Annotated in this window: 18 protein-coding genes; 7 read left to right on the top strand and 11 right to left on the bottom strand. The window is 62.6% G+C overall.

What is annotated here, in order from left to right; genetic code table 11:
- Positions 1-80: 80 nt before the first annotated feature.
- Positions 81-344: a hypothetical protein gene (locus AAEO81_RS13070; protein WP_166595241.1), complete on the top strand. Its 264-nt coding sequence runs from the start codon at positions 81-83 to the stop codon at positions 342-344.
- Positions 345-385: 41 nt separating this feature from the next.
- Here AAEO81_RS13070 and AAEO81_RS13065 read toward each other — a convergent pair whose 3' ends face one another.
- Positions 386-880, bottom strand: coding sequence for a nuclear transport factor 2 family protein (locus AAEO81_RS13065; protein ID WP_341964022.1), 495 nt, complete (start codon positions 878-880; stop codon positions 386-388).
- 280 nt (positions 881-1,160) lie between these two features.
- Between AAEO81_RS13065 and AAEO81_RS13060 the strand changes: the two genes are divergently transcribed.
- Positions 1,161-2,615 carry an MFS transporter gene (locus tag AAEO81_RS13060; RefSeq protein ID WP_341964021.1) on the top strand — a complete coding sequence of 485 codons (1,455 nt, stop codon included), beginning with the start codon at positions 1,161-1,163 and terminating at the stop codon, positions 2,613-2,615.
- A gap of 14 nt (positions 2,616-2,629) precedes the next feature.
- Here AAEO81_RS13060 and AAEO81_RS13055 read toward each other — a convergent pair whose 3' ends face one another.
- Positions 2,630-3,481, bottom strand: coding sequence for a LysR family transcriptional regulator (locus AAEO81_RS13055; RefSeq protein WP_341964020.1), 852 nt, complete (start codon positions 3,479-3,481; stop codon positions 2,630-2,632).
- Positions 3,482-3,562: 81 nt separating this feature from the next.
- The gene (locus AAEO81_RS13050) at positions 3,563-4,492 is read right to left on the bottom strand and encodes a LysR family transcriptional regulator (protein WP_341964019.1); all 930 of its coding nucleotides are present in this window, start codon (positions 4,490-4,492) and stop codon (positions 3,563-3,565) included.
- Between the two features lie 122 nt (positions 4,493-4,614).
- Between AAEO81_RS13050 and AAEO81_RS13045 the strand changes: the two genes are divergently transcribed.
- From AAEO81_RS13045 to AAEO81_RS13035, 3 genes are read left to right on the top strand one after another with little or no spacing between them, the layout of a single operon-like run.
- Positions 4,615-5,355, top strand: a complete 741-nt coding sequence (locus AAEO81_RS13045; protein ID WP_341964018.1) for an SDR family oxidoreductase — start codon at positions 4,615-4,617, stop codon at positions 5,353-5,355.
- Between the two features lie 24 nt (positions 5,356-5,379).
- Positions 5,380-5,709 (top strand): antibiotic biosynthesis monooxygenase family protein, encoded by a 330-nt coding sequence (locus AAEO81_RS13040; RefSeq protein ID WP_341964017.1) that lies wholly within the window; start codon positions 5,380-5,382, stop codon positions 5,707-5,709.
- The gene (locus AAEO81_RS13035; protein ID WP_341964016.1) at positions 5,690-6,187 is read left to right on the top strand and encodes a DoxX family protein; all 498 of its coding nucleotides are present in this window, start codon (positions 5,690-5,692) and stop codon (positions 6,185-6,187) included. The genes AAEO81_RS13040 and AAEO81_RS13035 overlap by 20 nt, the downstream gene beginning before the upstream one ends.
- A gap of 234 nt (positions 6,188-6,421) precedes the next feature.
- Here AAEO81_RS13035 and xylB read toward each other — a convergent pair whose 3' ends face one another.
- From xylB to AAEO81_RS13005, 6 genes are all read right to left on the bottom strand, one after another.
- Positions 6,422-7,906, bottom strand: coding sequence for a xylulokinase (gene xylB, locus AAEO81_RS13030; RefSeq protein ID WP_341964015.1), 1,485 nt, complete (start codon positions 7,904-7,906; stop codon positions 6,422-6,424).
- A 30-nt stretch (positions 7,907-7,936) separates the two neighbouring features.
- On the bottom strand, positions 7,937-8,935 hold the full coding sequence (locus AAEO81_RS13025; RefSeq protein ID WP_341964014.1) for a LacI family DNA-binding transcriptional regulator: 999 nt from the start codon (positions 8,933-8,935) through the stop codon (positions 7,937-7,939).
- Positions 8,936-8,961: 26 nt separating this feature from the next.
- Positions 8,962-9,903 carry an ABC transporter substrate-binding protein gene (locus tag AAEO81_RS13020; protein ID WP_341964013.1) on the bottom strand — a complete coding sequence of 314 codons (942 nt, stop codon included), beginning with the start codon at positions 9,901-9,903 and terminating at the stop codon, positions 8,962-8,964.
- A gap of 63 nt (positions 9,904-9,966) precedes the next feature.
- Entirely contained in the window at positions 9,967-10,959 is a 993-nt protein-coding gene (locus AAEO81_RS13015) for a ribose ABC transporter permease (protein ID WP_166595227.1), read from the bottom strand.
- Between the two features lie 149 nt (positions 10,960-11,108).
- Positions 11,109-12,668, bottom strand: a complete 1,560-nt coding sequence (locus AAEO81_RS13010) for a sugar ABC transporter ATP-binding protein (protein WP_341964012.1) — start codon at positions 12,666-12,668, stop codon at positions 11,109-11,111.
- Between the two features lie 277 nt (positions 12,669-12,945).
- The gene (locus AAEO81_RS13005; protein ID WP_341964011.1) at positions 12,946-15,309 is read right to left on the bottom strand and encodes a DNA polymerase II; all 2,364 of its coding nucleotides are present in this window, start codon (positions 15,307-15,309) and stop codon (positions 12,946-12,948) included.
- A gap of 169 nt (positions 15,310-15,478) precedes the next feature.
- Here AAEO81_RS13005 and AAEO81_RS13000 point away from each other — a divergent pair, with 169 nt between their 5' ends.
- Positions 15,479-16,717, top strand: coding sequence for a M20/M25/M40 family metallo-hydrolase (locus tag AAEO81_RS13000; RefSeq protein ID WP_341964010.1), 1,239 nt, complete (start codon positions 15,479-15,481; stop codon positions 16,715-16,717).
- A gap of 238 nt (positions 16,718-16,955) precedes the next feature.
- On the opposite strand, the gene AAEO81_RS12995 is transcribed toward AAEO81_RS13000, so the two are convergent.
- Positions 16,956-18,140 carry an aspartate aminotransferase family protein gene (locus AAEO81_RS12995; RefSeq protein WP_341964009.1) on the bottom strand — a complete coding sequence of 395 codons (1,185 nt, stop codon included), beginning with the start codon at positions 18,138-18,140 and terminating at the stop codon, positions 16,956-16,958.
- A gap of 99 nt (positions 18,141-18,239) precedes the next feature.
- Here AAEO81_RS12995 and AAEO81_RS12990 point away from each other — a divergent pair, with 99 nt between their 5' ends.
- The gene (locus tag AAEO81_RS12990; protein ID WP_166595223.1) at positions 18,240-19,142 is read left to right on the top strand and encodes a LysR family transcriptional regulator; all 903 of its coding nucleotides are present in this window, start codon (positions 18,240-18,242) and stop codon (positions 19,140-19,142) included.
- A gap of 1,162 nt (positions 19,143-20,304) precedes the next feature.
- Here the strand turns inward: AAEO81_RS12990 and AAEO81_RS12985 are convergent.
- Positions 20,305-20,775, bottom strand: a complete 471-nt coding sequence (locus tag AAEO81_RS12985) for a RidA family protein (protein WP_341964008.1) — start codon at positions 20,773-20,775, stop codon at positions 20,305-20,307.
- Between the last annotated feature and the right edge of the window lie 173 nt (positions 20,776-20,948).

The following is a 20,948-nucleotide window of genomic DNA, read 5'->3' as shown; positions in this document are numbered from 1 at the left end:
CAATTTTTTCGGTCAACTGTCGATAAGCCATCAGTAGAGCCCGAACACCGGGCCGGACTTGATGAACGAAAGGCACAGGCATGTACGACATTTATCTGCTGGTAGAACACGGCCGCGATCAGGGCGAAGTTTCCGTTTTGGGCTGGTTCGATGACGAGCGCGCGGCCAAAGACACGGCAGAAGCGATGGAGTGGAAGGCCTACCGCGAAGAATCGAAACGTCAGCATCAATGGTCCAGCCAGCCGCTGCTACCACCGGACCAGACCTCTCACCGGCGATTCTGGGTGAAAGGGATTTCGAAGTTTTCCCATACGCCTGCGCCGCGGTCTTGGGCGGTGCATTGAGCTCGCGCTTGAATGACACGGCACCGGACCGCATGCCGCGCTCAACCCTGCGGTGGCTCTGGTGGCAGCGTTGCAAATGACTCCACGCCTGCAATGGGCTGCCAGTCGTTCAATGGGGTCAGGAAGTGAAGCTCGAACCGCCTGGACACGAACGCCCATTTCCCTGCCCGGCGTTCGAACCGGTCGTGATAGAGCCCGCTGACTTGCACCGGGCCTTTGTCGACGTCATGAAACAGGCAGTCCGCGGCGACGGTGCCTGTCGCGCTGTCCCCTGCGATCTCGATCAGAGGATTGGCCATCCAGTGGTGCATGTGGGGCATCTGGCGCCAGCTGTTTTCAGCCATGGCGAGGATTCCATCACGGCCCGTCGCGGTGCCGAACCCCGGTAGATCGAGGCTGGCGTCGAGGTGCCAGATGTCCTTCAAGAGCCTCGCATCGATGCGGTCGAATGCGTTCGAGTAAGCGCTGATGAGTCGATCGATCGCGGCGCGGCTTTCCAGTGCGTCGAGTCGAGCGCTCAGGGTTTCGATGTCCATGGTGTTCTCCTGTGGGGCTGAATGCCCCTGATTGATCCACATTAATAAACGGTCGTTTGGAACGACACGCCCATGGTGAACATCCCTGGAGCGGAGCGGCACTGCCACGAATGAACGACGGCCGTGCAGTTTTGTAAGGCGCAAAAACGGCGAGTGATCTTCAAAATCGGCGGCAATCGGCTTGACCCGAGTCGGCGAAAAACCTGCTCGACCGAGCCTGTTTTTCAATCGACGTCGCTCGTTCGCCGTGAAACCTGAGTGGCCACACAGGATGCCTGTCATGTCTCAAATTGAAGCCGAAGTGTCCGAGCCACGGCGCTGGGTGATGTTCGCCATCTTGCTCGTCGGCGCATTTCTGCCCCCCCTGGACTTCTTCATCGTGAATGTCGCGCTGCCCTCGATACAGGGAGATCTGGGTACCGGGTCCTCTGCCGAGCAGCTCGTGATCTCTTCCTATGCAACGCTCTACGCCGTGACGCTGATTACCGGCGGCCGGCTCGGTGATCTGTACGGTCGCGGGCGGATGTTCTTTCTTGGCCTGCTGGGCTTCGCTGCCGCATCCTTGATCTGCGGCCTGGCGGCGTCGCCCTGGGTCCTCATCCTCGGACGCGCCTTGCAAGGCGTCACTGCTGCCGTGATGGCGCCTCAGGCGCTTGCTTCGGTACAGGCCATTTTCCCGGCGTCGGAAAGGCCATTGGCATTGAGCATGTACGGAGCGGTGTTTGGGCTGGCGTCTGTGATCGGTCAAGCGCTGGGCGGCGTTTTGATTGCGGTCGACGTGTTGGGCATGGGGTGGCGGGCGATTTTCCTGGTCAACCTGCCGATCGCTTTGCTGGTCATTGCGTTCGGTGTCCCTCTGCTCAAGGAAACCCGCGCCCGGCACGCCAGCAAGCTGGATCTGGTAGGCACAGCATTGTCGATGTTGAGCCTGACCGCCCTCGTCGTGCCGTTGATTGAAGGCCGTGAGGCGGGATGGCCTCTATGGGCATGGTTGTCGCTCGCCGCCGCTGCCGTGCTGGCAGTCGTGTTCTGGCGTTACGAAAGCCAGCTGCACCGTGCTGGCGGAACCCCCATCCTCGCGCCCGCCGCCCTGAAAGCACCCGGCCTGGGCCGAGCGCTACTGGTCGCGCTGTGCTTCTATGCCATCGGGGTATTTTTCCTGCTGTTCTCGATGTACATGCAAGGCGCGCTACGAATGACCGCGCTGCAAGCCGGGCTGATTTTCCTGCCATTTGGCGCAGGATTCCTGCTGGGCCCCCTGTCGGTCCCTCAACTCAGACGCGTCCTTGGCGGCTACGTGAATCCCGTGGGCATGGCACTGGAAGTGGCGGGGTTTCTATGGCTGGGCTGGCTCGTTTCAGTGACGCCACCTGCCCTCGCCCCGCCGCTCACGTCGCTGGCCGCCATTCTTTTCTTGATCGGCTTTGGACAAGGGCTGGCCTTGCCGACCTTGATGCGCATGGTGACCAGCCGGGTCGCACCGGCGTATTCCGGGATGATTGCGGGCATCACCAGCGCCACGTTGCAGATCAGCACATCGCTGAGCGTCGCATTGATCGGCGGCGTTTTTTATACCTTGCTGGGAGACCAGACAACCGCGGCCAACATCACTCACGCGTTTACGATTTCGGTGCTGTGCATCGCGGCTTGCCTGGCGGTCGGTGCTGCGCTGAGCCTGACCCTGGCGCGGGAGTCGACCCTGGCATCGGAGGTGTCAGGGGTTCGCTCGTCCTGAAGGGCATGGACGCTCTAACCCGAGCCGATCATGCTCGACGCAAGGTCGGCCAGCGCTCGCAGGCGGTCCATCTGGCGCATGTCCTGGTGATACCCCATCCAGATGTCCCGACCCGGCGGGGGCTCGTGCCCATCCAGCAGTCGCAGTCCCGGCACCGAATCGCCCAGGACGCGTGGCAATACGGCAATCCCATGGCCCATCGCGCACATCTGCGCCTGGACGGTCCGGCTGCTGCTGGTGAACACGGTGCGCGCCTGCGGATAGCGCTGCTGAAGCCAGAGCACGTCCGGGTAGTGAGCCTGGGCGACGCTCATGAGGATCAGGCCCACACCTTCGCCCTCCGGGTGGGGCGCCGGCGCATGCACAGCGGCATAGAGTCCGTATGGCAAGGTTGTCAACTTGCGGTGCACGACGTCGGGTTCGGTGAAGGGCACGATGCGGAAGGCGATGTCGGCATCCCGCCGGGCAAGGTCGAACAGTCGATGCCCGGCAATGACTTCGGGAACGATCAATGGATACCGACGCACCAGTTCGCTCAGGACCGGTGACAACACATGACAAGCGAACCAGTCGGCCGATGAGATGCGCAACAGCCCTTCCGGCTGATCGCTGTCTCCTGCCAGACGACGTTCGATGGCCAGCGCGCTGTGTTCCATGTCTTGCGCCAGACCGAGAATTCGCTCACCGCTGTCGGTGAGGACCAGCCCTTGCGCAGTCCGCAGAAAAAATGGCTGCCCACTGGTCTGCTCAAGCACCTGCAACCGACGCCCGACCGTCGGATGACTCACCCCCAACTGCCGGGCAGCGCCACCCAGCGAGCCGCTGCGGGCAATCGCCAGGAAGATCCGCATGTCGCTCCAGTCCATGCCCCACCTCGTAGATAAATGAACGACGAGGTTGCAACAACGGCACGCCAGCAGCAATCCCCCGCGCCAACGCCGAGCGACTCACGTCGCCTTCCGATAATCCCCCGACAACGTCCCAAACCGGTCGCGGTACACCTCGCTCAACCAGTCGATAAACACCCGCACCCTCGGCGACAGATGCCTGTGGTGCGGGTACATCGCGGACACCGACAGGCCCGGGCTTTGGCAATCACGCAAGACCTCGACCAGTCGCCCATCATTCAACGCCTCCTCAATGTGGTAACGCGGCACCTGAATCAAGCCGCATCCGCGCAGTGCACAGACCACGTAGCTTTCCGCGTCGTTGACCGCCATCCAGCCGTCGAGGTCGAACGGGCGGATCTGGCCGTCGATGATCAGCTCCAGAGGGAAACTCGACGTCCCGGTGCTGGAGAAGAATTTGACGACCTGTTGGGTCGCCAGGTCGTCCGGCGTCCGGGGAGTGCCGAACCGCTTCAGGTAGTCCGGGCTGGCGCAGATGATTTGTGGCATCACGGCCAGCGGTCGAGCGACCAGCGTCGAGTCGCGAGGGGTGCCAGCGCGCACGACGCAATCCACCCCTTCCTGGACCAGATCGACCAGCCGGTCTCCCCCGCTGGCGGTCAGTTCGATGCCAGGGTAGCGCGCCCTGAATTCGTCGATTCTCGGCAGCACGATTTTGGTGGCGTGCGTGCCATGCATGTCCACCCGCAACACGCCTTGCGGATTCGAAGCGACGTGGCGCAGCGATGACTCGGCGTCGTCCAGCTCGCTCAGCACAAACACGCAGCGCTCGTAGAACGCCTGTCCGTCGACGGTCGGGCGCACGTGTCGCGTGGTGCGTTCCAGCAAGCGGATGCCCAGCCTGTTCTCAAGTGCCTTGATCGCGTGGGTCGCGGTTGCGCGGGGGATGTTCAGCACCGCCGCCGCCCGGCTGAAACTGCTCAGCTCGACGATGCGGGTGAACAGCTGAAGCGAGTCGAAACGGTCCATGCATTGTTGTCCCCGGCTGAATAGTGTTGCCAATCTAGACATATTTATCCGGCAGCCGCAAACAAGCACCATGGGCATCACAGGGCGTACATGCCCACCCACTCGAATGACTGGAGTTCTTCATGACCGACAAGATTGTGCACACCGCCATCGTCACCGGTGGTTCCCGTGGCATCGGCCAAGCCATCGCCACTCGCCTGGCCGCCGACGGGTTCGCCGTGGTGGTCAACTTCACCCACAACGCTACCAAGGCGCAGGAAACGGTCGCGACCATCGAGGCGGCAGGCGGAAAAGCCATCGCAGTGCAGGCCGACGTCGGTCAGCCGGACGAAGTCGCCGCCTTGTTCGGCGCCGCCAAAGACGCGTTCGGCAGGATCGATGTGGTGGTCAACAGCGCTGGCGTCATGCCGATGGCGACCATCAGCGAAGCCAGCCTCGCTGACTTTGACAAGGTGATCGCAACCAATTTGCGCGGCGCGTTTCTAGTGCTGGCCCAGGCTGCCGCTCATGTCGAAGACGGCGGCCGCATCATTGCGTTGTCCACCAGCGTGATCGCCAAATCGTTCCCGGCTTACGGTCCGTACATCGCCTCCAAGGCCGGTGTCGAAGGGCTGGTCCACGTGCTCGCGAATGAGCTGCGCGGTCGTCGCATCACCGTCAACGCCGTGGCCCCCGGCCCTGTCGGCACCGATCTGTTCCTTGATGGCAAAACCCCGGAGCAGATTCAGCACATCGCGCAACTGGCCCCGCTGGAACGCCTTGGCACACCGGAAGACATCGCCTGTGCGGTGGCCTTTCTGGCAGGCCCGGACGGCGGCTGGATCAATTCGCAAGTGCTGCGCGCCAACGGCGGCTTCGCCTGAGACGATCCCATGAGGAATGCCCCCGTGACAGAAGCGATCAGCATTATCGAGGTTCACACCCGACACCTTGCCGCCTCGTCGTGCGCGTCGCAGCTCTCGTCGCTCGCGACCCTCATGCTCGACGCGCCGGGGTGCATCACCTATCAGGCGCTGCACAACCCTGGACGAAGCGGTCTCTGGATCATCACCGGCCTTTGGGAATCCACGCAGGCCATGGAGCGCCACTTCCACCACCCTGCCCTAGGCGAACTGATCAACCTGCTGGGCGCAGAGTCGGTGAGCAAGGTCACCGCCAGTTCATTTCCATCCTCCGCAACAGCAAGGAGCTGTGACCATGAACACCTCGACACCTGAAAACCGGTCGCGCCGCCCGCACGCGGGCCTCGACCCGGAACGCCTGCTGATTCCGTCTTTGGCGCCGCTTTACGCACGCGCCGAACCCGTCCTGTACGCGCTGTTGCGTGCAAGCTTCGGGGTGATTCTGTTCACCCACGGTCTGCCGAAAGCCCTCGGAATCTCCCATGGTTCCATGGCCGATCCAATGGCGGGTTCGATCAACTTGATGGAGAACGTGCTTGGGCTGCCATTCGCCCAAGAACTGGCGTTCCTTGTCATGCTGCTGGAAACGCTGGGCGCCATCATGCTCGCTGTCGGCTGGTGGACTCGACCGGTGGCGCTGATCGTGGCGATGGAAATGGTCGGCATCAGCCTTGCGTTGGGGCCAACCTGGCCGTGGGTCGACCGGGGCATCGAATACCCGGTGTTGATGGCGTTTCTCGCGCTTTACATGGCCGTGCGAGGAGGTGGAGGGTTTTCAATGGATCGTCGATGACCCACCTTCTTCTGCGAAATTGCCCACGCCCCGCTCCGCAATGGAACCATGGTCATCGCGGTGCACTCGTTTGATGACTCGAATCGCGGACCGTGCACCGCCTCGAAGGCCTTGGCAAGGCACATTCAGCGGTCTTCTCCCACTGACGGCACGGCCTTTTGGCCTTCTTTCACGACCGCCCCGCTGAACGGGTTCCAAAAAAAAAGCCACCAGAGCGCTCTGGTCCGCCGTTTTTCAGTCGTGCAACCCGCGTGCAGCGGGCAGCAGCCCCCGAAACTTCCTGTACCGCGCCTGCAAAACGGGTTGTGTCGATAGCATGGGCTGATACCGCGCCTTGATCGGCAGACCTTGCCGTGGCAGATCGGCCCCCTGCCCGATCGCCATGAACCCGAGTTTCGCGGCCCCGATGCACGCGCTCAATTCGCTGCCCTGCAAGGTGAAGACTTCCCGCTCCAAAATGTTGGCCAGCAACTGCGCCCAGTATTCGCTGCGCGCGCCACCGCCCACCAGCGCGCAGGCGTTGACCGATGCGCCTGCCGACAGCGCGGCGTTCATTGCATCCAGCAACCCGAAACCGACGCCTTCCAGCACCGCGTAACCGAGCATCGCGGGCGTACTGTCGTGACCCAGGTTCATGAAACCGCCCCGCAGCAACGGGTCATTGTGTGGCGTGCGCTCACCTGCCAGGTACGGCAAGAAAAGCGGTGCGTTTTCGGCGACAGGCTGGTCCACTGGCAGGGCTGTCTGCACCAGCGTCAGCAGCGTTTGTTCGTCCGGCTGACCGAGCAAGCGTGTCACCCAGCGCAGACAACTGGCGCCCGCGAGCATCGCGCCCATGGTGTACCAGCGGTTCGGCAGCGCATGGCAGAAACTGTGCACGGCGCTCGGTGGATGACCCGCTGCGTGATCGGTGATCGCGACGATGGCGGCGCTGGTGCCGAGGGTGACGAACGCATCCCCGGCGTTGACGGCGCCGATGCCCACCGCCGAAACCGGGTTGTCCCCGCCCCCGGCCGCTACGGGCAGGCTCACGGGGAGTTCGAGCTGCCAGGCCGCTTCAGTCGTCAGGTGGCCCGACAATTGATCGGCTTCCAGCAGGCGCGGCATCTGTGCCAGGGTCAAGCCGGTAGCGTGGAGCATCGGCGCGTACCATTCGCGCCTGGCCACGTCGAGCCAGAGAGTGCCCGCCGCATCCGACATGTCGCTGACCCGCTCGCCGGTCAGCAGCAATTGCAGGTAATCCTTGGGGGACAAAACGCAGTGGATACGGGCGAACAACGCGGGCTCGTGCTGCTTGAGCCACAACAGCTTCGGCGCCGTCAGCCCGGCCATCGCCAGGCTGCCGGTCGCTTCGGCATAATCGGGAAAGTCGCGGTTCAATTGCTCGGCTTGCGCCATCGCTCGGGAATCGTCCCAGAGGATGGCGGGATAAAGCACCTCGTTTGCCTGATCGAGCAACACCGCGCCGTGCATCTGCCCCGACAGTCCAATGCATTCGATGCGTTTCCACGCCTCGGGCTGTTCGGCGCGCAGTTGATCCAGCGCGGTCACGCAGGCCTGCCACCAATCGGCAGGATTCTGCTCCGACCAGCCGGATTGGCGGCGCGACACGCTGATCCGCGCCCCCGCCTGCCCCAACACCTCAGTCTCGGCGCTCATCAGCACGGCCTTGAGTTCCGAGGTGCCCAGATCGATGCCCAGAGAAACAGCATGACTCATCGTTGTTCAGTTCCTGTCAGCGAAAGAGGCTCAAGGGCATCCACATGAGTTTCGGATGCGTAACGTCGCGGCCAATCGCTCCGAGCCTCGTCGGCCCTCCGGGTTGTCGATGCGTTGCAGCAGCAGTTGCACAGCGCGCTCACCCAAGGCTTGCACCGGCTGCGCAATGACACTCAAACGTGGCAGGAAAAAATCCGCCCAGTCGAAATCGTCAAAACCCACCAACGCCATCTGCTCGGGCACGGCGATGTTTGCGTCTCGCAAGGCGTGCATCGCGCCGATGGTCATCAGGTTGTTGGCGGCCATGATCGCGGTCGGTGGCGTGGCCAGAGCCAGTAATCCCGCAGCCGCCTTGCGCGCCGACTCGCTGTTGGATTCGCCATTCACCAGCAGCGTGTCGTCGAACGCAAGACCGGCATCCTCCAGTGCAAGGCGATAACCGTCGATGCGTTCCTCGGTGGTGCTGAGGCCGCGATGGCCGGCGATCATGGCGATGCGGCTGTGACCGTGGCCGATCAGGTGCGTCACCAGTTCGCGCGTCGAGTCGCGGTTCTCCACGCCGACCTGATCGAAGCCGTCTGCCGCGAGCCGATCCACCAGCACCGTGGGGATGGCATTGGCCTGGAGATAGGCCAGCGCCGCCTGTTCGGGATCGCTGGAGGGGGCCAGGAGGATGCCGTCCACCCGCCGATGGTGCAGCGCCCTGACCACGCGCAATTCCTGCGCGGGGTCGTCGTGGGTGTCGACGAACAGCATCATGATGCCGTGGCGCGCACACTCGGTCTCTATGGCGTGAACAGTCTCGCTGAAGTAGTGGTTGGACAGCGCCGAAATCGCCACGCCGATGGTGTTGGTGCGCGAGCGGGCCAGCGAGCGCGCGAGGGTGTTGGGGATGTAGCCCAACTCCCGCACCGCCTGCTGCACCGCCTCCACCGTTTCCGGGCTCACCTTGCGCGTGCCGTTCAGCACGTGAGACACCGTCGACGTCGACACCCGCGCCCGTCGCGCCACGTCCTCCATTTTGACCACTGCGTTCACTCCCTCCGCTTTCCGTTTCAGCGCTTGCTCGACCAGCCAGTGTACGAACCGACGTTGTCACGGGTGATCAGCTTCGGCGTCAGTTGCGTGACGGCTTCGGCCGGTTTCTTGTCGTTGAGCAGGTCATTGCCGATGACCACGGCTTGCTGCGCCATGGCCCACGGGTCCTGGCTCGCGGAGGCCTGAATCGACGATTCGGATTTCAATGCGTGTTCGATGTCCGGCGCGCCGTCCACGGAAGTGATGACGATGCCGCTGCGTTTGAGCTGACGGGCCGCGAGGTCGCTGCCGATGGCTTGCGGGTCGTTGATTGCAAACAGGCCGTCGATTTTCGGGAAGCGCGTGAGGTAGCCCTGCATCGCGTTCAAGCCGCCGTCGCGGGAGCCTTTGGCGTCCTGATCGTCGGACAGCACCTTGATGTCCGGCGCCGCAGCGAAGGCCGATTTACAGCCGGTCACGCGGTCAGTCACAGCGGTCACTTGCGGGCCATTTTCGATGATCACGTTGCCCTTGCCCGAGAGCTTGTCGACGATGAACTGGCAGGCCAGCTTGCCCGCTTCGACGTTGTCGGTCTGCACCGTGGCGTCCACACCGGTGGCGCTGACGTCAACGGCCACGACTTTGATACCTGCCGCCTGGGCTTTCTTGATCGCCGACGCGATGGCTTTCGGGTCCACGGCGTTGATCAGGATCAGGTCCACCCCCGCCGCAATGAAGTTATCGATCTGTGAGAACTGCTTGCTCAGGTCGTAATCGGCGGACACCGAGGTGACCTTGGCGTTGGGGTTGATCTCCAACGCCTTGGCCTTGGCACCGTCGGCCAGGGTCACGAAATACGGGTTGCCCAATGAACCCAGGCTGATGCCCACGGATTTCAGTTCGCGGGCCTCGACGCCCTGGGACAACAGCGCCGCCAGGCACAGGGACACGACAGCAGGGAATTTGCGCTTAAAGTTCATGATGCCTCTCTTGTGGTTATTGTCAGAGCCAAAGGATGAAACGCGTACAGCCAGAATGACGAATCAGGTCCGCGCACCGGACTGGCGATAACGATCCAGCGCCACCGCGCCGATGATCACGATGCCTTTGATGATGTATTGCCAGATGTCCGAGACGCCGAGCAGCACCAGGCCGTTGGTCAACACTGCAATGATCAGCGCGCCGATCAACGTGCCGCCGATGGTGCCAACGCCGCCGGTGAAACTGGTGCCGCCGAGGATCACTGCTGCAATTGCGTCCAACTCGTAGGACTGCCCCAGTTGCAGGCCATTGGCGGCGAACAGGCGTGACGCACTCATCACCGCCCCTAGCCCCGCCAACGCACCGGACACGGCGTAGACGAACAGCAAGACCTTCCACACCTTGATCCCGGACAGCCGCGCCGCCTCGGGGTTGCCGCCCACGGAATAGATCTGCACGCCCATGACCGTGCGCCGCAAAATGAACCAGGAGATCACGATGACGGCCACGGCGATGATCACCAGCCACGGCACGCCGAGCACCGAATCGTTGCCGATGAAGGCAAAGGGCAAATCGGGGTTGAACACGGTCTTGTCGTCGGCCAGCAATCGCGCCAGGCCGCGCATGGCGGTCAGTGCGCCGAGGGTGACGATGAAGGGAGGCAGGCGCATGAAGGCGATCAGTCCGCCGTTGACCAGCCCCAGCAACAGGCCGAACCCGACCCCGGCGAAAATCCCGAGCATGCCCCATTGGGGCGACATCGAGGCCTGCAACGCCACCACCGCCGACGCCGCGAGAATGGCGCCCACCGACAGGTCGATCCCCGCCGTCAGAATCACGAACGTCATGCCCGCCGCCAACACCACGTTCACCGACGCCTGCTGGGTGATGATCGAGAGGTTCTGCAGGGTCATGAAGCTGTCAGTCATCAGCGCGAAGCCGATCAGCAGCAGGATCAACACCGGCAACATGCCGATGGTGCGCATCAGCTCACGCACCCGCTCGCGCTTGCTGATCGCGGCGACGGTGGGCGAGTTCTCCAGAGGCAGACTCATGGCCTGGGTTCCTTTTTATTGTTGTAGATAATGTTTAGAGCGGGCGCAGATCCCTTGTAGGAGTGAGCTTGCTCGCGAAGAGGCCGGTACATCCGAAACATCTCATGCGTCCGAGCCCACGTCATCGCGAGCAAGCTCACTCCTACAGGTCACGCGGTGGCTGTGATACCCGGTACCTGCTCGCCACCGGTCGCCAGATCAATGATCCGCTCCTGAGAAATCGCTCGCCCCGACGCGCCGCCGACCTCCGCCACCAACTGTCCTTCGCGCATGATCAGCACCCGATCACAGGTGCCGATGATCTCTGGCAGCTCGCTGGAAATCACCACGATGCCGACCCCGGCCTTGGCCAGTTCGTTGATGATCCGGTAAATCTCCGATTTCGAGCCGATGTCCACGCCACGGGTCGGTTCGTCGAGAATAAGCACGTGAGGTTTGACCTCCAGCAGCCGCGCCAGCAGCACTTTCTGCTGATTGCCACCGGACAGCGCGCCGACGTTGACCTTGCCCGACGCCACGCGAATCGACAGCGAACGAATCGCTTCCACCGCCCGCTGCGCCCCGCGTCCACGATCCAGCACGCCACCGGCATGGGCATCGGGCACACAGGCGCAGACGTTGATGTTGTCGCGCACGCTCATGTCCAGAAACAGGCCCTGAGCCTTGCGATCCTCAGTCAGATACACCACACCCGCACGAATGGCATCGGTGGGATTGCGCAGCTCCGTGACCGGTTTTCCGGCGACTTCCAGCGTGCCCGAGGTGCGCGGGTCGGCGGCAAAAATCAGTCGTGCCAGCTCTGTGCGCCCTGCCCCGACCAACCCGGCGATGCCCAGCACCTCACCCGCGTGCAGGTCGAAACTGCACGCCTTGACCCGCTTGCCGTCGGCCATGTCGCGGACGCGCATCACCACTTCGCCAGGGTCGTACGCCGCGTGTTCTTTTTTGTAAAACCCGGACAGATCGCGGCCCACCATCATCTTCACCAGCACGTCCGCCGACAGCCCGTCGCGCTGTAACATGCCCACGTACTCGCCGTCGCGCAGCACCGACACGCGATCCGACAGCTCGTAGATTTCCGCCATGCGATGGCTGATGTAAATGATCGCCAGCCCCTGATCCCGCAGCTGTTTGATCAACGCAAACAGCCGGTCCGTCTCCCGGGACGACAGCGGGGTGGTGGGCTCGTCCATTACCAGAATCTTCGCGTTGGCGTGCAAGGCGCGGGCGATCTCCACCAGTTGGCGCTCGGCGATCGACAACACGCTGACCTTGGTCGAAGGTTTGAAATCCGCACCCAAGCGGATCAGCACCTCGACGCAACCGGCCTCCATCGCCTTGCGATCAATGCTCCAGCCGCGACGCAGTTCTCTTCCCAGATAAATGTTTTCGGCGACGCTGAGGTTCGGGCACAGGCTCAGTTCCTGATAAATCACCGCAATGCCTTGCGCTTTGGCAGTGAGCGGATCGAACGCCGCCAGCGTCTGACCGCCAATGCGAATCTCACCCCCAGCATCGGCCTGATAGGCGCCCGAGAGGATTTTCATCAATGTTGACTTGCCCGCACCGTTCTCGCCCATCAGCGCATGGACTTCACCGGCATAGACTTTCAGGGCGACATTTTTCAACACGCGCAGGCCGTTGAAGGTCTTGGAAATGGCGTTCATTTCCAGCACGGGCAAGGGATGTTCAGCGAGGACGGCACTCATGTGAGAGTGCCTGAAACAGGGGAAAACAGCGCATAAAGCGCAGGGAAAACACGCGAAAATCCAGCCAAAAAGCTGTTCATGGGTCTCTCCGAGGTTTCTTGTTCTTATCGGCGATCCACCTCATGTTCGGGTGGCGCTCGGGAATAACGTTGAAACACTCTAGAACAGCTGAATCGATTCACGCAAGCGCTTGCTTTTTGAGGGCGATGAAAGGCGGGCTGATTGTGGGTCTCGTCATATCAGACCGGATACCTTGGTTTTCAACGGCCCTCCAGGTTCAAAACAACCCCATCTGCCCCCCAATCAACGTCGCGAAATCTTCCTGCACGAACGGCAAAATCGCATCTGCAATCGGCTGCAGCTGCCGGGTGATGTAGTGGTCGTAGTCGATCGGCGCGGTGCGGACTTCCAGCGGCTCCGGCCCGGCCAGGGTGATGACGTAGCTGATCCAGCCCCGGTTCTGGTATTGCAACGGGCGCCCCTGCTGACGGTTGTATTCATCGGCCAGGCGGGCGGCGCGGACGTGGGGTGGGACGTTGCGTTCGTAGTCGTCCAGCGGACGGCGCAGGCGTTTGCGGTAGATCAACTGGTCGTCCAGTTCCCCGGCAAGGGTGCGACGCACGTAATCACGCACATAGTCGTCGAACGGCCGGCTGTTGAAGATGCGCAGATAGAGTTCTTTCTGGAAGGTCTGGGCCAGCGGCGACCAGTCGGTGCGCACCACCTCCAGGCCTTTGTAGACCATCTCGTCTTCGCCATTGGCGCGGGTGACCAGCCCGGCGTAACGCTTTTTACTGCCCTCTTCCGCGCCGCGAATGGTCGGCATCAGAAAGCGTTTGAAGTGGGTTTCGAATTGCAATTCAAGGGCGCTTTCCAGGCCGTATTCTGCCTGCAGATGCTCGCGCCACCAGTCGTTGACGCCCTTGACCAGCGCGTTGCCGATCTGCGCCGCCTCTTCCTGACCGTGACGCCGCTTGAGCCAGACGAAGGTCGAGTCGGTGTCGCCGTAGATCACCTCGTAGCCTTGGGCTTCGATGAGTTCGCGGGTCCGTCGCATGATCTGATGGCCGCGCATCGTGATGGACGACGCGAGCCGGGTGTCGAAGAAGCGGCAGCCGCTGGAACCGAGCACGCCGTAGAAAGCGTTCATGATGATTTTCAGGGCTTGGGACAGCGGCGCGTTGCGCTCGCGTTTGGCGACCTCGCGGCCCTCGGCGACCCGGGCGACGATGGCTGGCAGGCAATGCCGGGTGCGGGAAAAACGCCCGCCGCGAAAGCCTTCCACGGACTTGCTGTCATCAGGGTGTTTCAGGCCTTCGATCAGGCCCACCGGGTCGATGAGAAAACTGCGAATGATCGACGGGTACAGGCTCTTGTAGTCCAGCACCAGCACCGACTCGTACAGGCCAGGGCGAGAATCCATGACGAACCCGCCGGGGCTGGCTTCGGGCATGCGTTCGCCGAGGTTCGGCGCGACGAAACCCTGCCGGTGCATCAACGGCATGTAAAGATGCTCGAACGCCGCCACTGAACCGCCGCTGCGGTCGGCAGGCAAGCCGGTGACCGTGGCGCGTTCGAGCAGAAATGTCAGCAGCTCGGTCTTTTCGAAAATCCGCGTCACCAGCTCGCAGTCCTTGAGGTTGTAGCGCGCCAGTGCGGGCTTGTCCTCAGCGAACATGCGGTTGATTTCGTCCATGCGCTGGTAAGGCGTGTCGATGGCCTTGCCTTCGCCCAGCAGGGTCTGCGACACGTTTTCCAGGCTGAACGACGGAAAACTCCAGGTCGCCGAGCGCAGGCCCTCGATCCCGTCGATGATCAGACGCCCCGCTGCCGAGGCGAAGAAATGGCTGTTGCGCGCGCCATGTTCACGCCAGCCCATGGCCTCGCCGTCACGCCCCAGACGCAGCGGCACGTTGAGGCGGCGGGAGTGTTCGTGCAACACGCGCAAATCGAATTGCACGACGTTCCAGCCGATAATTGCGTCGGGGTCGTGCAAGGCCATCCAGTCATTGAGCCGTTCCAGCAACTGCGCGCGACTGTCGCAATAATCGAGTTTGAAATCGACGATGGAATCATCGCCATTGGGCGGGCCAAGCATGTACACCTGCCGCTCGCCGCAGCCTTCCAGTCCGATGGAATACAGCTCCCCGCGCTCGGTGGTTTCGATGTCCAAAGACACCAGTTTCAGGCGCGGGCGATAGTGAGGATCGGGTTTGAGTTGCGCGTTCTGCCAGATACCGTCGGCATCGGGGGTGCCGCTGAACTGCACCGGCGCGGTGATGAAACGCTCCATCAGGTAGCGCTCGGGCGGACGGATGTCGGCTTCGTAGACGTCGACACTGGCCTGACGCAGCGCTTTCTCCAACCCCATCAATTGGCGATGGTGCTGTGTGTAAAGGCCCAGCACCGGACGGTGGCGAAAATCGCAGAGCTGCAATGGCTTGAGCTCGACGCCCTGTTCCTGCCGCAACACCGCCTCGGCCCTCGCCCGGTGCTGTTCCGGAATGAACGCCGTGGAAGTTTGAAGGGGCAAGCGCAGGTGACGCGGGCCGTCGTCGGTGGCCAACCAGACGTCCACCTCCGTCCCCGCGTCCGTATCACGCCATTGCCGGGTCAGGACAAAGCCCTGCTGTAAATCCACCGCTGCAACCTCGAAAACTCACGTGCCGAGGTGGGATTCTACGGGGATCGGTGTGGGAAAGCGCGTCGTACACGCCTCTTCACGGCTCACCCATTCATTCGAGGGGAACAATGCCGAACCACGGGTGATCAGACCCTACGAGACTCGCACATCATCTGAGGGATCCAGCATGCTCGTTCGACGTACTTCCCTGGCGACCGCCGTGGCCGCCTCGCTGCTTTGCTCCATGGCCTTCGCGGCCGACCTGCCGCCCGATCAACTGCTGAAAAAAGCCGAAGCTGAACAGAAGCCTTACCTGGCCACCGTCAAGCAATTGGTGGACATCGACACTGGCACCGGCCAGGCGCCGGGGCTGAAAACCGTCAGCGCGGTCTTGGTGGACCGGCTCAAGTCGCTGGGCGCCACGGTCGAGACGACGCCAGCCACCCCGTCTGCCGGGGACAACATCGTCGGCACAATCAAAGGCACCGGCAACAAGACTTTTCTGCTGATGATTCACTACGACACCGTGTTCGGCCCGGGCACTGCCGCCAAGCGCCCGTTCCGCATCGATGGCGACCGGGCCTACGGTCCGGGCGTGGCGGATGCCAAGGGTGGCGTGGCGATGGTCTTGCACACGCTGAAACTGCTGCAAGATCAAAAATTCAAAGGTTTCGGCACGATTACCGTGCTGTTTAACCCCGATGAAGAAACCGGCTCGGCAGGCTCGAAAAAACTGATCGCCGACCTCGCGCGCAAGCACGACTACGTGTTCTCGTACGAGCCGCCGGACAAAGACGCCGTGACCGTCGCCACCAACGGCATCAACGGGGTGTTCGTCGACGTCAAGGGCAAGTCGTCCCACGCAGGATCGGCGCCTGAAGCGGGCCGCAACGCGGCGATGGAGTTGGCCCACCAGCTGGTTCAACTCAAGGACCTGGGCGACCCGGCCAAGGGCACGACCGTGAACTGGACGCTGATCAAGGGTGGCGAAAAGCGCAACATTATTCCTTCCAGCGCCTCGGCCGAGGGTGACATGCGTTATTCGGACCTGAGTGAATCGGACCGGGTGCAGGCCGACGGTGAACGCATCGTGAAAGACAAGCTGATCGACGGGACCGAGGTCACCTTCCGCCTCGAAAAGGGCCGTCCACCCCTGGTGAAAAACCCCGCCAGCGAAGACCTCGCCAAAACCGCACAGACGCTGTACGGCAAGATCGGTCGCTCCATCGAACCCATCGCCATGCGCTTTGGCACCGATGCCGGTTACGCCTACGTCCCGGACAACCAGAAGCCTGCCGTGCTGGAAACCTTGGGCGTCGTCGGCGCCGGGCTACATGCGGATGACGAGTATTCCGACCTGACCAGCATCGCCCCGAGGCTGTACCTGTCGGCGGCGATGATCATGACGTTGTCGGCGGAGAAGTAAGGTCTGCCTGATGCAATCGAGGTATCCGGTCCTGCTGCCGGTTCCCGGCAGATCGCAAGCAAGGTGGGGTGCCACCCCGGCAGTCCCACGCTTTCGGCAGAAGCTGGGCACGACGCGGCCATGGCTCCTGCTTCTGGCCGGAGGCCGTGGGAGCAAGCTTGCTCGCGATCTGTCGCGAAGCGACAGCAAACCCTGTGCACACGGTCTGCCTGACACACCTCGCCAGACGAAAACAACATCAATCCCTGCCCGTTCCACCCAACACTCCCAGCATAGCCGCCACGATCCGCTCCACATCCCCGTCATCAATGATCAACGGCGGCAGCAACCGAATGGTCTGGCCCCGCGTCACGTTGATCAACACGCCATATTCCTGCGCCACCATCAGGCACAGATCCCGCACCGGCGCCTTCAACTCGATCCCCACCATCAACCCCATCCCGCGCACCTGCACCACATTCGGGTGCCCGGCCAAGGCATCGCGCAGCAGGGTCAGCAGCCGTTCGCCCTGCCCGGCCGCGTTGTTCAGCAGGCCTTCGCGTTCGATGATGTCCAGCACCGTGCAGCCGACCCGGCACGCCATCGGGTTGCCGCCGAAGGTGCTGCCGTGGCTGCCAGGGGTGAACAGCCGGGCCACAGCCGTGGTGGCAAGGCAGGCGCCAATGGGGATGCCATTGCCCAGCGCTTTCGCCAGTGTCACGACATCCGGAACGATGCCGTCGTGTTGGTACGCGAACCAGCGCCCGGTGCGCCCGATGCCGGTCTGGATTTCGTCGAGGATCATCAGCCAGGCGTTCTGCGTGCAATGGGCGCGCACGGCTTTCAAATACCCCGGCGGCGGCACGGCCACGCCGCCCTCGCCTTGCACCGGCTCCAGCATCACTGCGACGATCCGTTCGCCGTAAATCGCGGCGGCCTGTTTGATCGCGCCCATGTCGCCGAACGGCACCTTGATGAATTCCCCGGACATCGGCTGATACCCCAGCCGCGCCGCACCGTTGTCACTGGCCGATAACGTCCCGAGCGTGCGGCCATGAAACGCGTTGTCCATCACCAGCACCAGCGGTTGCTCGATGCCCTTGGCCCAGCCATACAGCCGCGCCAGTTTGAGCGCCGTTTCATTGGCCTCGGCGCCGGAATTGTTGAAGAACGCCTGATCCAGCCCGGCAAGCTGCGTCAGTCTGGCCGCCAGTTGCTGCTGCCAGTCGATGCGGTAATGGTTGGAGGTGTGCAGCAGCAAACCCGCCTGCTCGGTGATGGCTGCGACGATCTGCGGATGGCTGTGGCCGACGTTGGTCACGGCGACGCCCGCCACGGCATCGAGGTATTGGCGACCGGTGTCGTCCCAGAGTTGCGCGCCTTCGCCTCTGACGAAACTCAAGGGCATCGATTTGTAAGTGTTCATCAGGCAGGCGGCGGTCATGGGTTTCGCTCCAGCAGTGGTGTGTGACGCCAGTATCGTTAACCCGTTTTCCTGTATAAAGATCGACATTCTTGAGTGACTTTTAAGCAGGACTTGATAATGGACGTGTTCCAGGCGATGACCGTGTTCGTGAAAGTGGTGGAGACCGGCAGCATGACCGCGGCCGCCCGCCAGTGCGAAATGTCGACGACAATGGTAGGCAATCACCTCAAGGCGCTGGAGCAACGTCTGGGCGTGAGCCTGTTGCAGCGTACGACCCGTCGCCAGAACCTGACGGAATTCGGCATTCAGTATTACCGCCGTTGTGTCGAGGTGCTGGGGCTGGTCAATGACTCCGAGCGCATGGCCGAACACGTGCAGACCCAGCCCAGCGGCACGTTGCGCCTCACGGCAGCCCCGGCGTTTGGCGCTGAACGGCTGTCGCCGATGCTCAGTGCGTTCACCCAGCGCTACCCGGAAATCAAGGTGGAACTGGTGCTGAGCAACCAATTGATGGACCTGGTCGAGCACGGGTTTGACGCCGCGATCCGCTTGGGCGTCCCCGAGTCATCGGCCTTGATCGCCCGCCCCCTGCGCGACTACACCCTGACCATCTGCGCGTCGCAGGATTACCTGAACCGCCGGGGCACGCCGCACACGGCAGACGACCTGCGCGATCACAACTGCCTGGCGTTCGCCTACCCCGCAGGCGACGACTGGCGCGCCGCCGACAAGCTGTGGAAGCTGACAGGGCCTGAAGGCGTGATGGAAATTCCGGTGTCCGGCCCGATGATCGTCAACAGCTCCCCCGCCCTGCGTCAGGCGGCCTTGGCGGGCATGGGCGTGGCGATGCTGCCGGACGTGCTGATCAGCGAGGATTTGAAGGCCGGCACCCTGATTCCGTTATTGCAGGCCTACACGCCACCGAGCCGCCCGATGTGGCTGATGTACCCCCAGGACCGCTACCGACTGCCCAAGGTCAGGCATTTCGTCGAGAGCGCCCTGGCGGCGTGGGGGAAATGAAAAGCCGGAACCGGGCACGCCGCAGCGGGGGTGGCTCAAAGTCTGCGACCAACACCGCACCTGTGGGAGCAGCCGGAGCTGTGCGACGACCGCGAAGGCGGTGTGTCAGCGAATGCATTCAACCCTGACACGACGCTGTCGCTGCCGTCGTACCTCCGGCGTCTCCTACAGAATCTCCGTCGCTACGAAAGTGGTGCCTGGCACAAAACCTGTGGGAGCAGCCGGAGCTGTGCGACGGCCGCGAAGGCGGTGTGTCAGCGAATGCATTCAACCCTGACCCGACGCTGTCGCTGCCGTCGTACCTCCGGCGTCTCCCACAGTATCTCCGTCGCTACGTAATTGGGGCCTGGCACAAAACCTGTGGGAGCTGCCGGAGCTGTGCGACGGCCGCGAAGGCGGTGTGTCAGCGAATGCATTCAACCCTGACCCGACGCTGTCGCTGCCGTCGTACCTCCGGCGTCTCCTACAGAATCTCCGTCGCTACGAAAGTGGTGCCTGCCACAAAACCTGTGGGAGCAGCCGGAGCTGTGCGACGGCCGCGAAGGCGGTGTGTCAGCGGATGCATTCAACCCTGACACGACGCTGTCGCTGCCGTCGTACCTCCGGCGTCTCCTACAGAATCTCCGTCGCTACGGAAGTGGGGCCTGGCACAAAACCTGTGGGAGCAGCCGGAGCTGTGCGACGGCCGCGAAGGCGGTGTGTCAGCGAATGCATTCAACCCTGACCCGACGCTGTCGCTGCCGTCGTACCTCCGGCGTCTCCTACAGAATCTCCGTCGCTACGGAAGTGGTGCCTGGCACAAAACCTGTGGGAGCAGCCGGAGCTGTGCGACGGCCGCGAAGGCGGTGTGTCAGCGAATGCATTCAACCCTGACCCGACGCTGTCGCAGCCGTCGTACCTCCGGCGTCTCCTACAGAATCTCCGTCGCTACGGAAGTGGGGCCTGGCACAAAACCTGTGGGAGCAGCCGGAGCTGTGCGACGGCCGCGAAGGCGGTGTGTCAGCGAATGCATTCAACCCTGACACGACGCTGTCGCTGCCGTCGTATTTCCGGCGTCTCCCACAAGGTATGCGGCGTGCTGGGATAGTGCCCCTGGCGGCGCGGGGGATGGGGTTCATGCGCCGACATCCGGGCACGCCACAGGAAGCTAAGGTGAATTTCGCTACCCCGCCACCGCAATCAAATCCATTTCCACCGTCGCGTTCTTCGGCAATTGGTACACCCCCACCGAACTGCGCGTGTGAGCCCCCGCCTCGCCGAACACGAAGAACAGCAACTCAGAGGCGCCGTCCGCCACTTCACTCTGCTGGGTGAAACTGTCGGTGCACTGCACGAACAGGGTCATGCGCAGCACCCGTTTAACCTGGTCGAGGCTGCCCAGGCTGCGCTGCAACAATGCGATGGCGCGCAGGGCGCTGATCTTCGCACCCAACTGCGCCTGTTCCAGGGTGACATCGCCCCCCGCGCGCCCGGTCACCATGACGGTATCGCCGACCCGAGGAATCTGCCCACTGATGTACAGCTGGTCCTCATGGCGCACCAACGGCACGTAATTGCCGCCGATCTTGATCTCGCCCTCGAAGTCATAACCCAACTGCTCGCACGCCTGTTTGAAGCGAAGATCACACGACATGGCCGGTTCCTGATTCCTGTTGCTGTGGTTGAACGATGAAAGAACGTCGCGATGGGCGCCGCGAAAAACACGTTATGTGGACGCCGGTGCCGAGAGTTCCAAAAACCCCAATTGATAACGGGCATGTCCGGTATCGACAGACAGAAATAGTCGATAAAGCCCTACCTCCGTAA

The organism is Pseudomonas sp. RC10 (assembly GCF_038397775.1).
GTDB lineage: Bacteria > Pseudomonadota > Gammaproteobacteria > Pseudomonadales > Pseudomonadaceae > Aquipseudomonas > Aquipseudomonas bambusae.
The sequence above is the reverse complement of the archived record's forward strand: the minus strand, read 5'-3'. Positions and strand labels throughout refer to the sequence as shown.